12 protein-coding genes are annotated in these 14660 nt (G+C 61.2%); 3 read left to right on the forward strand and 9 right to left on the reverse strand.

Annotated features, from left to right (window positions below):
• Positions 1 to 68 precede the first annotated feature (68 nt).
• Positions 69 to 1109 carry an aromatic ring-hydroxylating dioxygenase subunit alpha gene (locus tag ACR0CG_RS10045; protein ID WP_480524515.1) on the forward strand — a complete coding sequence of 347 codons (1041 nt, stop codon included), beginning with the start codon at positions 69 to 71 and terminating at the stop codon, positions 1107 to 1109.
• Between the two features lie 170 nt (positions 1110 to 1279).
• Here ACR0CG_RS10045 and hutU read toward each other — a convergent pair whose 3' ends face one another.
• From hutU to hutI, 4 genes are read right to left on the reverse strand one after another with little or no spacing between them, the layout of a single operon-like run.
• Positions 1280 to 2962, reverse strand: coding sequence for a urocanate hydratase (hutU, locus tag ACR0CG_RS10050; protein ID WP_480524517.1), 1683 nt, complete (start codon positions 2960 to 2962; stop codon positions 1280 to 1282).
• Positions 2959 to 3753 (reverse strand): N-formylglutamate deformylase, encoded by a 795-nt coding sequence (gene hutG / locus ACR0CG_RS10055; RefSeq protein ID WP_480524519.1) that lies wholly within the window; start codon positions 3751 to 3753, stop codon positions 2959 to 2961. The genes hutU and hutG overlap by 4 nt, the downstream gene beginning before the upstream one ends.
• Positions 3750 to 5288 (reverse strand): histidine ammonia-lyase, encoded by a 1539-nt coding sequence (gene hutH, locus ACR0CG_RS10060; protein WP_480524521.1) that lies wholly within the window; start codon positions 5286 to 5288, stop codon positions 3750 to 3752. Before hutH ends, hutG begins: the two co-directional genes overlap by 4 nt.
• Positions 5285 to 6496 carry an imidazolonepropionase gene (hutI, locus tag ACR0CG_RS10065; protein ID WP_480524523.1) on the reverse strand — a complete coding sequence of 404 codons (1212 nt, stop codon included), beginning with the start codon at positions 6494 to 6496 and terminating at the stop codon, positions 5285 to 5287. The genes hutH and hutI overlap by 4 nt, the downstream gene beginning before the upstream one ends.
• Positions 6497 to 6577: 81 nt before the next feature.
• On the opposite strand from hutI, the gene ACR0CG_RS10070 reads away from it, so the two are divergent.
• Positions 6578 to 7942 (forward strand): formimidoylglutamate deiminase, encoded by a 1365-nt coding sequence (locus tag ACR0CG_RS10070; protein ID WP_480524525.1) that lies wholly within the window; start codon positions 6578 to 6580, stop codon positions 7940 to 7942.
• On the opposite strand, the gene ACR0CG_RS10075 is transcribed toward ACR0CG_RS10070, so the two are convergent.
• Positions 7939 to 8478, reverse strand: a complete 540-nt coding sequence (locus ACR0CG_RS10075; RefSeq protein ID WP_480524527.1) for a HutD/Ves family protein — start codon at positions 8476 to 8478, stop codon at positions 7939 to 7941. The two genes, ACR0CG_RS10070 and ACR0CG_RS10075, sit on opposite strands and share 4 nt — an antisense overlap.
• Before the next feature lie 77 nt (positions 8479 to 8555).
• On the opposite strand from ACR0CG_RS10075, the gene ACR0CG_RS10080 reads away from it, so the two are divergent.
• Complete coding sequence (locus tag ACR0CG_RS10080) at positions 8556 to 9257, forward strand: GntR family transcriptional regulator (RefSeq protein ID WP_480524529.1); 702 nt, start codon at positions 8556 to 8558, stop codon at positions 9255 to 9257.
• A 170-nt stretch (positions 9258 to 9427) separates the two neighbouring features.
• Here ACR0CG_RS10080 and ACR0CG_RS10085 read toward each other — a convergent pair whose 3' ends face one another.
• From ACR0CG_RS10085 to ACR0CG_RS10100, 4 genes are all read right to left on the reverse strand, one after another.
• On the reverse strand, positions 9428 to 10333 hold the full coding sequence (locus ACR0CG_RS10085) for a LysR substrate-binding domain-containing protein (RefSeq protein ID WP_480524532.1): 906 nt from the start codon (positions 10331 to 10333) through the stop codon (positions 9428 to 9430).
• A gap of 70 nt (positions 10334 to 10403) precedes the next feature.
• Positions 10404 to 11747: an MmgE/PrpD family protein gene (locus ACR0CG_RS10090; protein WP_480524534.1), complete on the reverse strand. Its 1344-nt coding sequence runs from the start codon at positions 11745 to 11747 to the stop codon at positions 10404 to 10406.
• The gene (locus ACR0CG_RS10095) at positions 11747 to 12940 is read right to left on the reverse strand and encodes a pyridoxal phosphate-dependent aminotransferase (RefSeq protein ID WP_480524536.1); all 1194 of its coding nucleotides are present in this window, start codon (positions 12938 to 12940) and stop codon (positions 11747 to 11749) included. The genes ACR0CG_RS10090 and ACR0CG_RS10095 overlap by 1 nt, the downstream gene beginning before the upstream one ends.
• Positions 12937 to 14577: a thiamine pyrophosphate-dependent enzyme gene (locus ACR0CG_RS10100; RefSeq protein WP_480524537.1), complete on the reverse strand. Its 1641-nt coding sequence runs from the start codon at positions 14575 to 14577 to the stop codon at positions 12937 to 12939. The genes ACR0CG_RS10095 and ACR0CG_RS10100 overlap by 4 nt, the downstream gene beginning before the upstream one ends.
• Positions 14578 to 14660 lie beyond the last annotated feature (83 nt).

Raw genomic sequence — 14660 nt, forward strand, 5'->3', positions numbered from 1 at the left:
ATACAAGCCTGCATTCCCCGCACATAAGTTCCTAAAGCGCGAATAAACTATTCTGCGGGAGGTGAGCCGTGTTTCTGAAAAATGCCTGGTACGTTGCGGCCTGGAGTTCCGAAATCACTCATGAGCTGCGGCAAATCCGGGTTCTGGGCAAGAAAATTTGTATCTATCGGACCCGGGCCGGTGAGGTTGTCGCGCTGGAGGACGCCTGCCCGCACCGCAAACTGCCGCTGTCAAAAGGCCGCATGAAAGGCGACGATGTGGAATGCGGCTATCACGGGCTGACGTTCGACTGCGCCGGTCAGTGTGTCTCGGCCCCCGGCAAAGGGCGCATTCCTTCCTCGGCTAAGGTGCATTCCTATCCGGTGCATGAAAAATACGAACTGGTCTGGATCTGGATGGGCAATCCGGCCATGGCCGAGCCTTCCGAGATCTTCGAGATCGAGCATTACGACGACCCCGACTGGGGCATCAACCGTGGTGCGGCGATGGAGATCAGGTGCAACTATCTGTACATGACCGACAACCTGCTGGATCCAACGCATGTCGCGTGGGTGCACCAAAGCTCTTTCGCGCAGGATGCCACGAAGGACACGCCGCTGTCGGTTACAAAAAAGGACAACGGCATCGTCGTGCGTCGGTGGATGATGGATGTGGAACCTGCCCCGTTTTACAAGAAGGTGGTCGAGTTCGAAGGCAATTGCGACCGGCTGCAGCACTATGAAGTGCGCTATCCCAGCCATGCGCTGATTAAGGCCGTCTTCACCCCTGCTGGTACCGGGGGGCCGGACGGACCGCTGCATGCGCGGACCTTCATCATGGACAGCTACAACTTCATGACGCCGACCTCGGAAACCGAGACCCGGTATTACTGGTTCCAGCTGCGCAACATCCGCCCGGACGACGCCGAGCTTTCCAGGATGATGAGTGAGGATGTCCGCCACGCATTCGAAGAAGACCTGGCCGTTCTCGAAGAGGTACAGATCGGCATGGACGAAAAGGAAAGCCCCCATATCGACCTGAACATCGACGGAGGCCAGCTGCGCTTCCGCCGCCAACTGGAAGCAATGATCGCCGAAGAGGCGATGGTCGATGCCAAGATGGAGGGCTGAGGCGGCCGGGAATATCCGTTAGTATCGGGTCGCACAAGATAAGGGAGCGCGCGATCACCACGGCGTTCGAACCTGAAATCAGGTGTCGCAAGGCCTAGGCCTTGCGGGCTTCCGTGGCAATCGCAATCTTCAGTAGAGATGCGGAGGGGCAACCCCTCCGCCACTTACATTTACCCCAGGATGCCGGGCAAGCGCAGGCCATGTTCGCGGGCGCAGTCTTTTGCGATGTCATAGCCGGCGTCCGCGTGCCGCCAGACTCCCGAGGCCGGGTCGTTCCACAGGACACGCTCAAGCCGTTTGGCGGCCGCATCCGTGCCGTCGGCGCAAATCACGACGCCTGCGTGCTGGCTGAACCCCATTCCGACCCCGCCACCGTGATGCAGCGACACCCATGTGGCGCCTGAGGCAGTATTGACCAGCGCGTTCAGCAGCGGCCAGTCACTGACGGCGTCCGAGCCATCCAGCATTGCCTCCGTCTCGCGGTTGGGTGATGCGACCGAACCGCTGTCCAGATGGTCGCGACCAATGACGACAGGTGCTTTCAACTCGCCGTTCCTGACCATTTCGTTGAACGCCAGCCCGGCGCGGTGACGGTCGCCCAGACCGATCCAACAAATGCGCGCGGGCAGGCCCTGGAAGGCGATACGTTCCTGCGCCATGTCGAGCCAGTTGTGCAGATGGGTGTTCTCGGGGAACAATTCTTTCATCTTGGCGTCGGTCTTGTAGATATCCTCGGGGTCGCCCGACAGCGCACACCAGCGGAACGGGCCAATACCACGGCAGAACAGCGGACGGATATAGGCCGGGACAAATCCGGGGAAGGCAAAGGCGTTTTCCAAACCCTCATCCTGTGCCACCTGCCGAATGTTGTTGCCATAATCCAGTGTCGGAACGCCTGCGTTCCAGAAATCGACCATGGCGGCCACGTGTTGTTTCATCGAGGCCCGTGCCGCTTTTTCCACCGCCTTGGGATCGCTTTCGCGCTTGTCTTTCCACTGTGCCATGGTCCAGCCCAGGGGCAGATAACCGTTGACCGGGTCATGCGCCGAAGTCTGATCGGTGACGATATCGGGACGCATGCCACCGGCCTGCATCCGGGCATAGATTTCGGGGAAAATTTCGGCGGCATTGCCGAGGAGGCCGACGGATTTCGCCTCGCCCGCTTTGGTCCAGCGGTCGATCATCTCAAGCGCCTCGTCCAGCGTCTCGGCCTTTTCGTCCAGGTATTTGGTGCGCAGGCGGAAATCGATGCTGTCGGGATTGCACTCGACCGCCAGACAGCAGGCCCCGGCAAAGACGGCGGCCAGAGGCTGTGCGCCACCCATGCCGCCCAAACCGCCGGTCAGGATCCACTTGCCTTTCAGATCGCCGCCATAATGCTGACGTCCGGCCTCGGCGAAGGTTTCGTAAGTGCCCTGAACAATGCCCTGCGTTCCGATATAGATCCACGAGCCGGCGGTCATCTGGCCGTACATCATCAGGCCCTTCTTATCGAGCTCGTTGAAGTGATCCCAGTTGGCCCAGTGCGGAACAAGGTTCGAGTTGGCGATCAGCACACGTGGAGCATCGGCATGGGTGCGCACGATGGCCACCGGCTTGCCGGACTGCACCACCAGCGTTTCATCCTCTTCCAGATCCTTGAGGCTGGCGACGATGGTGTCAAAATCTTTCCACGTCCGCGCGGCGCGACCGATGCCGCCATAGACCACCAGTTCATGCGGGTTTTCAGCAACGTCCGGGTGCAGGTTGTTCATCATCATCCGCAGGGGGGCTTCGGTCATCCAGCTTTTGGCGGTCAGCTCAGGGCCGGTTGGCGGAAAGATATCGCGGGTGTTCTTGCGGGGGTCGGTCATGGGGCAAGCTCCAGTGCAGTGTCTTTGATGGCGTCCAGAATGTCGGAAAGCCAGCGGCGCAGGCGGGTGGCCTTGCGGTCGCCATAGGACCAGGGCGGGCATTCTGTGGTCAGGTAGGTGGATTGGGCCAGTTCCATCTGAATGGCGTGCAGGCCTTCGTCGAGGCGGCCGTAGTGCCGGGTTGTCCACCCGCCTTTGAACCGCCCGTTCAATACGGTGCTGTAGGGGGACGAGGCGGCAAATTCATGGGCAATGGCCTCGATCTGGGGCGCGCAGGTTGTCCCGCCATTGGTACCCAGATTCATGTCCGGCAGGACACCGTCAAACAGGAATGGAATGTGGCTGCGGATCGAATGACAGTCATACAGAACCGCAATTCCATGGATCGCCTTCACCCGCGCCAGCTCGGCCTCGAGCGCTGCGTGATACGGCGCATGGAACGTTTCGCGGCACTCGGTGATCTCTGCCTCGGAAGGTGGCTGGTCCCAGATGTCATGTCCGTCAAAATCCGTCAGCGGCACCAGCGTCGTGGTGTTCTGCCCGGGGTAGAGAGACACGCCCGACGGATCACGGTTGGCATCAATCACATAACGGTGGAATGTGGCCCGCACCGTGGTGGCCCCCGGAAGAAGCCCGTCGTAAAGTCGGTCAATATGCCAGTCCGTATCGGCCAGTTCCCGGCCGCGGTCGTTCAGCCTGGCCTTGATGTCAGGCGGCACGTAGGTGCCCGTATGGGGCAACCCAAGCACAAGGGGGCTGTCGCCCCGGATGATTTCCACCGGATGGGTCATGCGCCAAGCCTGGGCATTTCAATCTCTGTGCCATTGGCAATCTCACCACTGGCAATCAGAACCCAGGCGGCTTCGATATCCGGGGCGGTATAGCGGTCATCGCCAAGGGGAGGAACCACCGCGCGCAGACGCGCCATCACGCCCTGCAGGGTTTCACTGGTGGGCAGCGGCGCGCGGAACTCGATCCCTTGCGTGGCACAAAGCAGTTCGACCCCCAGAATGCGTTCCAGATTGGTCACCATCTGCCCCAGACGTCGTGCACCATGAGCGGCCATGGACACGTGATCCTCCTGATTGGCCGAGGTCGGGGTCGAGTCTGTCACGCAGGGGTTGGCCAGATGCTTGTTCTCGCTCATCAGGGCGGCGGTGGTGACTTCGGCAATCATAAGCCCCGAGTTCAGCCCTGGATTGGGGGTCAGGAAAGGCGGCAGGTCAAAGCTGAGCACCGGATCCACGATCAGGGCAATACGGCGCTGCGCAATGGCCCCGATTTCCGCAATCGCCAGCGCGATCATATCGGCGGCAAACCCCACGGGTTCAGCATGGAAATTGCCACCCGAGACGATGAGCGCCGCGTCGGCCAGCACCAGCGGGTTGTCGGTCGCGGCATTGGCCTCGATCTCGAGCGTCGTGGCGGTCTGTCGCAGGACGTCCATCGCGGCACCCACGACCTGCGGCTGGCAGCGGATGCAATAAGGGTCCTGCACCCGCGTGTCGCCCTCGCGATGACTGTCGCGGATCACCGATCCGGCCAGCAATGCGCGCATGGTGGCTCCGGCCTCAATCTGGCCGCGATGGCCACGCAATGTGTGAATCTCGGGCTGCAATGGCGCGGTTGACCCCATAATCGCGTCGGTGGTCAGCGCCGATGTCACCAGCGCGCTTTGAGCGGCCTGCCACGCACCAAACAGACCTGCCAAAGCAAACGCGGTCGAAAACTGGGTTCCGTTGATCAGGGCCAGACCTTCTTTGGGGCCAAGTTCGACCGGGGTCAGACCGGCTGCGGCCAGTGCTTGGTCGCCCGGCATCACGGTGCCGCCAAACTCGGCCTCGCCTGCGCCCATCATCACCGCTGCCATATGCGACAAGGGCGCAAGATCACCTGACGCGCCCACGGACCCCTGCGCTGGGATCACCGGGGTCACGCCCTTGTCCAGCATCGCCTCAATCAGGTCGATCAGTTCCAGCCGCACACCGGATGCACCGCGCCCGAGGCTAAGCAGTTTCAGCGCCATCATCAGCCGCGCATGGGCGCGCGGAATGGCCGGCCCCACCCCACAGCAATGGGACAGGATCAGGTTGCGCTGCAGGGTCGCCGTATCTTCGGCCGCGATCTTGACGCTGGCTAGTTTTCCAAACCCGGTATTGACCCCGTAAACTGCCGCATCACCTGTTGCCGCATCGGCAATGCGCGCATGGGCAGCTTCAATGCCGGGGCGGCAGGCCGGGTCCAGCCGAACCGCGCATTCTTCCCGGTATACCTGTTCCAGTTGCGCCAGAGACACAGAGCCGGGGGTGAGTGTCAGGGTGGTCAATTGAGTTCTCCGAGTATGCGGGAATGAAGCGGGTTGAAGCCGATGCGATAGGCCAGTTCAGCCGGGTGCGTTGCATTCCAGACGGCAAGATCGGCGCGCAAACCGGGGGCGATACGGCCGCAATCGTCCAGGCGCAGCGCGCGTGCCGCATGGGTGGTGACACCTTGCAGCGCCTCTTCGGGCGTCATCCGGAACAGGGTGCAACCCATGTTCATCGCCAGCAAAAGCGAGGTCATCGGCGCAGAACCCGGATTGCAATCAGTGGCCAGCGCCATCGGTACCTTGTGCTTGCGCAGCAGGTCGATTGGCGGGGCTTGTGTTTCGCGCAGGGTGTAGAAGGCACCGGGCAAGATGACGCCGACCGTGCCGGCAGCCGCCATGGCCTGAACGCCGTCCTCGTCCAGATATTCAATGTGATCGGCTGAGATCGCCCCGTAGGATGCGGCAAGTTTCGTGCCGCCCAGATTGGACAACTGTTCGGTATGGCATTTGATCGGCAGTCCCAATTCTGTGGCCACATCGAACAATGGCACCAGTTGCTCGGGCAGGAACGCAATCCCTTCGCAGAAGGCATCCACCGCGTCCACCAACCCTTCCGCATGGGCGGCACGCAGGGTCGGAATGCAGACTTCGGTGATATAGGCTTCGGGGCGGTCCTGATATTCAACCGGAACTGCATGGGCGCCCAGAAAGCTGGTCACGACCCGGACAGGGCGATGTCGTGGCAGCGCCCTTGCCGCGCGCAGCATGTTCAATTCGGTTTCTTTATCCAGCCCGTAGCCGGATTTGACCTCGATCACCGAAACACCTTCGGCCAGCATCGCATCCACCCGTGGCAGCGCCTGCGTGACCAAATCCTCGAAACTGGCTGAACGCGTCGCCTTCACGGTCGAGATGATGCCGCCGCCTGCACGCGCCACTTCTTCATAGCTGGCGCCGTTCAGCCGCATCTCGAACTCGACCGCGCGGTGGCCGCCAAAGACCACATGTGTATGACAGTCAATAAATGCAGGTGTCACCAGTCGGCCCTCGAACGAGGTCCGGGGCAGCGCTGCAAATTCAGCGGGCAGTTCGATCTGCGGACCGACCCAGGCGATGCGACCATCCACAGCCGCAATCGCGGCATCCTCGATCAGACCATAGGCATTGGCAGCTTCCACCATCGTCGCTGCGTGCAGATCGGTGAACAGATGATCGCGGGCCTGCATTCGAATCCCTCTCCCCGGCAATTCTCTCTTTTCTGGTACAGGTCTTTATGTCATATGTCTATCCATAAAGCGGAGACACACATGACAGCTATATTCGCAAATCGCGCCCTGCTGCCCACTGGCTGGGCAGAGAACCTGCGGCTTGAGGTCGAAAGCGGGCGGATTGCGCGCCTGACCCCGGATTCCGCGGCGTGTGATGAAGATACCCGCGTCGACATTCTGCTGCCTGCCTTGTCGAACCTGCACAGTCACGCCTTCCAGCGCGCCATGGCCGGGATGACCGAGTATCGTCTGGCCGGTCGCGACAGTTTCTGGACCTGGCGCGATTTGATGTATCGCTTTACCGGCCATCTCAGCCCCGAACAGGTTCAGGCCATCGCGGCGTTGGTTTATCTTGAGATGCAGGAGGCCGGATATGCCGCGGTCGGCGAATTCCACTATCTGCATCACCAGCTGGACGGGACGCCTTATGACCGCCTTGCCGAGCTGTCGGACCGGATCATGGCCGCTGCCGCCGAGACCGGGATTGGACTGACGCATCTGCCGGTGCTCTATTCCTATGCGGGCGTCGGGGAAAAGCCGCTGGAGAGTGGCCAGCGCCGCTTTGGCAACGATGTGGACCGTTTCTGCAAATTGGTGGAGCAAGCCCGTGGCGCGCTTGGTGATCTGCCAGATGACTGCCGGGTCGGCATCGCACCGCATTCCCTGCGTGCCACCTCGCCAGCAGATTTGGCGCAGGTTATCGCCGCGCAGGGCGCTGGCCCGATCCACATTCACATCGCCGAACAACCGAAGGAGGTGGCTGAAGTGCAGGCGGGTCTGGGTGCGCGCCCGGTTGAATGGCTGCTGGACAATGCGCCGGTCGATGCCAACTGGTGCCTGATCCACGCCACGCATATGACTGAGGCCGAGACCTGCGCCATGGCTGGCAGCGGTGCCGTTGCGGGCCTCTGCCCCGTGACCGAGGCCAATCTGGGCGATGGTCCCTTTAACGGCCCTACTTACCTAATTGCAAACGGCGCCTTTGGCGTGGGTTCGGATTCCAACGTTTTGATATCCCTGACTGAAGAGTTGCGCACACTGGAGTATTCCCAGCGTCTGCGCGATTTGTCGCGCAATGTGCTAGTCGTGGGCGAGGGCTCGGTCGGGCGGACGCTTTATTGCGGCGCGGCAGAGGGTGGCGCGCAGGCGCTTGGCCGCGATGCGGGGCAGATTGCCGAGGGCAAGCTCGCCGACCTCGTGGCACTGGACGGGCAAAACCCAGCCTTGTGTGCCTTGCGCCCGGACCAGCTTCTGGACGGGCTAGTCTTTGCCGCAAAGGACCATGTGGTGACCGACCTGTGGTCTGCTGGTCGCCATCGTGTGCAGAATGGCCGCCACGTGGCACGGGACCAGATCATCTCCGGTTACCGGGCCGCCATGGCCGGGCTTCTGTCTGGTCTCTAGGCGCGAACCTGTGCAAATCGGACAGACAGGACTATGGCATCAAGGGCCGGAGTGACGGTTAAGGCGTCATCCGGCCATTCCGCCTCTCCCGCGATCAACTGAGCGCCAACTGACGTGGCAGCCATACCCTTGGCAACAAAGACGAATCCAAACGGTGCCACATCGAAAGGTTGTGCACCTATATGAACATCCACGCTGGCCGTGGTAGCCTGCGGATCGTAAATCACATTGAATGCCTGGCACGGCCCGTCCAGCAGCCGCGCATTCAGCGGCAGCGCCCCATCGAAAAATAGCGGCTTGAACGGCCGGGCCTTATAGATATCTGTCGAGCCTTGCAAGTTCAGCCCGGCCCCGTCGATGATCGTGTGCACCCGCGCCAGACCCGGAAAGCGTGAGAATGGCCCGTCACGGCCGATCTCGGCAACGCTTATGCGCCAGGCGAGTTGATTTTTGATCCGCTGGACGGCCAGTTCACGGGTCACGCCGCCGCCATTGGCCCAGGGGGCGGCTGCCGTCTCCTCAAGCCTGATACGCATGCGGGTCAATTTCTTTGCATGTTGTCATTATTCTGGACATAATATGAATATGAGCAAAATGATATAGTGAGCAGAACTTGACCGAGCAGAAAAACATAGGCTTTCAGGCGATCCGCGATGAAGTGCTGAACCGCATCCAGACGCGTGTCTGGCCGCAGGGCAGCCTGCTGCCGACCGAGCTGGAGCTGGCGGCTGAGTTCGGCTGCGCCCGCGCAACGGTCAACCGGGCCCTGCGCGAACTGGCAGATCAGGGGATCGTCACCCGTAAACGCAAGGGCGGCACCCGCGTGGTCACCATGCCGGTCAAACAGGCAAAACTGCCCATCACCGTGGTTCGTCAGACCATCGAAGAGATGAATGCCGAATACCGTTATGCGCTTGTCAGCCGAACTGTCATTGCCTGCCCGGCGTGGCTGCAGGCCAAGTTGGGCCTGCCCGAGGCGGCGCAGGTCCTTCATCTGTCCTGTATGCACCACGCCGACAACCGCCCTTTCCAGTTCGAAGAGCGTTGGATCAATATCGACGCCGTGCCCCATGTTTCGAACGAAGATTTCCTGTCCGTTGGCCCCAACGAATGGCTGCTGGCTGAAGTGCCATTTTCAAATGCGGAAATCGCATTCTCGGCCGTCCCCGCCACAGGCCCGTTGCAGGACTTTTTGTCCGTCCCGTCCGGAACACCGCTGTTCCAGCTGGAACGCACGACATGGTTTCAGAACGAACCCGTCACGTTCGTGCGTATGACATTCCATCAAGGCTATCAGATGCGCACAACCTATTGACCGCGGTCGCCCTCAGGCATTGTCTGGCAGTCGAAGAATACGGGTTTAGCCTCGTTGAAACAGGTTTTGGAAGAGACCAGCCTTCTAATGCCGATGCCTCAGGTTTCCGGAACAACACGCACAGATGCATTTCCCATCAATGAATTCATTTAAGCGCGAAACAGAACTACTTACCTGAGCAGGAATTCTCTGGCGCAAATGCGCAGCAGCCAGTTGCGGAACTGAGTGACCGCACGCGACCCGTCGGCGCGGTACGAGGTCACCAGGTAGTAGGCATTGCCGGTCGGAAGGCTCAGATCAAGGGGCGCAACCAACTGGCCCTTGCGCCGGCTTTCCTCACCAAAGGGGCGGCGGTCCATGGCCCAGCCCAGCCCGCTTTTTGCGGCCTGCAGTGCGTTCGAGCGATTGTCCATCTCGGCGACCGGTTTCCACGAAATCTCGCTCAGACCGGCTGCCGAAAACCACCGGCTCCATTCATTCGCGTGGTGGTGGCTGCTGATCAGCGGCTCGGACTGCATCTCTTCGGGCAGTGGAATGCTGCCTCTGGCCTCCAGATATTGGGGGGCGCAAACCGGCTGGATGATCTCATCGAACAGCTTGACGCAGCGTGCGTCTTGCGGGGGTTTGTCGGCAAAGACGATCGCCATGTCGATGTCACTACCTGCAAGGATGATTTCCTCGGGCATGGTGATGATTTTGACGGTCACGTTCGGCGCTGCCTCGCGCAGATTGGGCAGGTTCGGGATCAGCCACATGTTGGCCAGTGACTGGTACATATGGACCGACACGGTTTGCTCGCTCTTGTCGCCGGTATATTCGGCGAAGGCGGCATCAAGCGTGTCCAGGGCTTGGCGCAAGGGGCCGAACAGCGCTTTCCCTTCGTCTGTCAGTTCGACGCTCTGATGTGCTCCGCGCTTCAATAGGGTCGCGCCGACAAAGGTTTCGAGTGACCGGATCTGATGGCTCACGCCCGAGGCAGTGATATTGAGCTCGCGCGCGGCCTCGACGTTGCGCCCCAGCCGTACGACGGCTTCGAACGCGCGAATGGCGGCAAATGGCGGTATCTTGCGTGACATCTGATCATCCGGTTAAGGGCCAACGTGCGGACCCTAGAACAAATGATACGCTGCTCCCAGCCCTGTCCCCTTATACGGGAGCCGTGCACAGATCGAACAGATGCCGCAGGTCTTGTGCCGCCAGTTGATCGAACTGCGCGGACAGGTCGCGGATTTCTTCGGCTCGGGATTCCCCAAGAACCGGAGCGGCGAGCATGCGGAACTTTTGGGTGATCTGGTCGTCGCTGAGTGCCATGTCCGCGTCACCGCGCGGTGTGCGGGGCTCATCCACAATCTGCTGGCCGTTCCTGAGGATGATTGTCACCTGCGCCCAGCGTTTGTCGGTACTGATGCGGGTCATTTCCGGATCATCTATCAGCTTGATGGTGCGGCTTACGCGCATGATATCGGGGTCGCGTAGGGCTTCGGCGCTCAATTCGTCGACGCCCACCTGACCGCGCACGAGCATCGCGGCGACGGGAAAGGCGATTGCATAGGCGAACTCATCCTGAGTTTGCGGTTCGTGGCCGGCCAGCCGTGTTGCATAGTGGAAGGTGCGGATTTCGACGCTGTCCACCTGTTCGTGGGTGAAGCCGTGTTTCTGCATCATGTCGTGTACGGAATCGAGCGAGGGATGGGCCCAGCGGCAGCATGGATAGGCCTTGTAATGCGTATGGTCGACCAGCCGCCAGCCGATGCCCAGATCGGCCCAGAATTCCGCGCCGTCTTCGCCCTCGCAGGTCAGCGCCGGGGCACCGGTGAACCCTTCCATTGCCAGGTAAGCCGCCGTCACCCCCGAGGGCGCGCCCCAACCGACGCCATCGCGAACCATGGTGGGATGGTCGATGCAGCGCATCATCTGGCTGCGGGGGCCATGGTATTCCCCGATCCCCGCGGCCTGCCGGATCTGTTCCGCGTTACCACCCAGCAATTTGACTCCGGCGGCGGCGACCCCAACGGCGGTCCACGCCCCCGAGGTGTGATAATCAGCGCAGGTTGCGTGTTGCACCAACCCGGCACGGTAGGAGACTTCGTATGCGGTGGCGAGGATTTCGGCAAAGCGCCTGCCGTCGATCTGATTGCCGCTGGCCTGTGCCATTGCGATCATCGCCGGGAACACGGCTGAACCCGCATGACCTTTGCAAGGGGTGGTGCCGTCATGGGCGTCGATGCTGTCCACGGTGAATGCGCCGGCCATCGCGGCCCCGACAGGGCTGACCGAGCGGCCATCCATCAGAATCCTCGCCGAACCGGATGTGCCCACCCCGAATATCATCGGTGCAACGCGGCGTGCGACACCCGACATTTCGGTGGTCACGCCCACGGCCGCCACGCCGATCGTGTCGACGAAGGACCGGCGCAGCGTCCACAGGACTGCTTCGGGCAGATCATCATAACGCAGATTGGCGGCGAACTGGTCGAATTTGTGTCCCATCAGCTCAGCAAGCCCACGGCGGATTTCATACGCTTCAAACCTTCCGATATGTTGTTTTCAGACGTTGCGATTGACATACGAAAGAACGGATCACATGAAAATCCGGGCCCGGGGACCACGACGACCCCATGTTCCAGAAAATAGGCCGCCAGTTCGGTCGAGCTGGTCAGTATCTTACCCATGGGCGTCCGGCGTCCAAGCAGTCCGCCGCAATCGGGCATCAAGTAGAACGCGCCGCCGGGGCTCTGTGTTTGCAGCCCTTCGATTTCGGCCATCCCGGTCAAAGCCTGATCGCGGCGCTTCCGGTAGATGGCGCACCAGTCTTTCAGGAATTCTTGCGGCCCGGTCAGAGCCGCCACCGTCGCCGCCTGACTGATCGAGCACGGACCGCCATTGGTCTGGCTGAACAGGCTGCGAATTCCGTTGGTCCACCATTCGGGCCCACCGGCAAACCCGATGCGCCAGCCCGTCATGGCGTAGGATTTCGACACGCCGTTCACTGTCAGTATCCGCTGCTGCAGGTCCGGCGCGACAGCAGCCAGTGTCGCGAATTCTGCGCCATCGAAAATGATGTGTTCGTACAGATCGTCCGAGATCACATTGACCTGCGGATGGCGTCTGAGGACCACGGCCAGCGCCTCCAACTCGGTGGCCGAATACACGGCTCCGGTCGGATTGGAGGGTGAGCAGATCATCATCAGCCGCGTCCGGGGTGTGATTGCCGTTTCAAAAACTTCGGGCGTCAGTTTGAAGCAGCTGTCTGCAGTGTCGACCAAAACCGGCGTTCCGCCCACGGCCTGCACCATACCCAAGTGAGAGGCCCAGAGTGGCACAGGCAGGATCATCTCGTCCCCTGGGTTCAGGACCGCCCGAATGGCGGTTGCCAGCAACGGCTTCGCGCCTGAACAGACGATGATTTCTTTTGCCGAGAAGGTCAGGTTGTTGTCGCGGCGGAACTTTTCGATCACGGCCGCCTTGACGGCTCCGTTTCCGTCGGTCGGGGTGTACCGGGTGTCGCCCGCCCGAATGGCGGCAATCCCGGCCTCGCAAATATGGGCGGGTGTGTCGAAATCCGGTTCGCCCACGGAAAAGTCGATCAGATCGGCCCCGGCCTGCCGCATTTCGAAGGCTTTGTTGAAGACACCGATGATCGGTGATGCGGGCAGCGCGTCGACCAGTCGGGACAGCATCATGATGCCTCCGCCAGATCGGTCAGGGTCAGATTGGGGCCAAGACTGTCGGGGCCAACAAGAATATGGATGACGGCGGCTTTGCCGGATGCCATTGCGCGTTCCAGCGCGGGTGCGAAATCGGCGGTCGTCTCAACCCGCTCGCCATGTGCGCCATAGCCTTGCGCGACGACCGCGAAATCGGGGTTTGTCAGTGAAGTGCCCGAAATACGCCCGGGATGCTTTCGCTCCTGATTGGTGCGAATGGTGCCGTACATGCCGTTGTCAACGATGATGAATATAGGATCGAGCCCATATTGAATTGCCGTCGCCAACTCTTGCCCGTTCATCAGAAAATCACCATCCCCGGCGACGTAGACGGCCGGTGCATAGGGGCGCGCCACCTTGGCGGCGACCGCCGCCGGAACGCCCATTCCCATCGCGCCGGAAATCGGGGCCAGAGCGCCCAGAAACTGACGGTAGTCGAAATGGATGTTGGGCCAGTCGGCCGCGTTGCCCGCACCGGTGGTCATCGTAGTTTCCCGAGGCAAAGTGGAGTTCAGCACGCACATCACTTCGGCCATGTCGACCGGGCCGCGTTGGACAGGCAGGGCCCGCATCGCCTGGTAATCGGCACGCGCGCGGGCAGGCGAGTGGCGTTTTGCGACCGGCAGCAAGGCCAGGGATTTTGCAGCTTCGTTCGGGTCGGCCAGAATGGGCAGGTCGGCCTGATAGAGCCGTCCCAGATCCTCGGGGCCCGGCAGGATGTGCACAAGCTTGCAATCCGGTTGGGGCGATTGGATGAGGCTGAATTTCAGTGTGGTCCCGTCATTCAGGCGCGCGCCCAGTGCGATCACCAGATCAGCAGATGTCGCGTATTCATTTGGCATCGGATTGCCGCCAAAACCCAGATTCCCGATAAAATTGGGGTGGTCATGCGGAAACAGACCCTGGCGGCGGAACCCTACGGCAACCGGAAGCCCGTGGTCTTCGACAAAGCGGATCGCGGCTGCATGCCCCTCTTCGGTCCAGCAGGTGCCGCCTAACAGCAGCAGCGGGCGCTCGGCTTCGGCCAGAAGCGCGGACACCTGTTCCAGATCGGCCGGTGTGGGTGCGGGAGGGGTCAGTTTGACCTTTGGCAGATCTGCGGCGTCGGTCAGTTCGGCCAGCATATCCTCGGGCAGGGCCAGCGCCACCGGGCCGGGCCGTCCCGAAAGGGCGGTGCGAAAGGCGCGGTTCACATATTCCGGGATGCGGGCGGGATCGTCGATTTCGGCCACCCATTTCACCATATGGCCCAGAAACCGACGGTAATCGACCTCCTGAAACGCCTCCTTGTCGCGATGAGTGCGCGGGATCTGACCGATCAGCAGGATCAGCGGAGTCGAGCCCTGTTGCGCAGTATGCACCCCGATGGAGGCATTGGTCACCCCGGGGCCCCGTGTCACGAAACAGACCCCGGGCTTGCCTGTGGCGTCCGAATACGCCGCCGCCATGAAGGCCGCGCCGCCCTCTTGCCGTGTCGTGTAGTACTTTAGTGTGTTCGAGCAATCATGCAGCGCATCCAGGGCCGCTAGGTAACTTTCACCGGGGACACCGAAAATGGCCTCAACACCGTTGACCCGCAGCATGTCGATCAAAACCTGTCCGCCTGTCCGCATCACATTGCCTCCTGTTTCAGAGTCCATGTTTTTCAGTCGGAAGCAAAGATCGAAACTGAATTATTCACGCCGGGATTGAGGTA

Source organism: Ruegeria sp. AB8 (assembly GCF_056542605.1).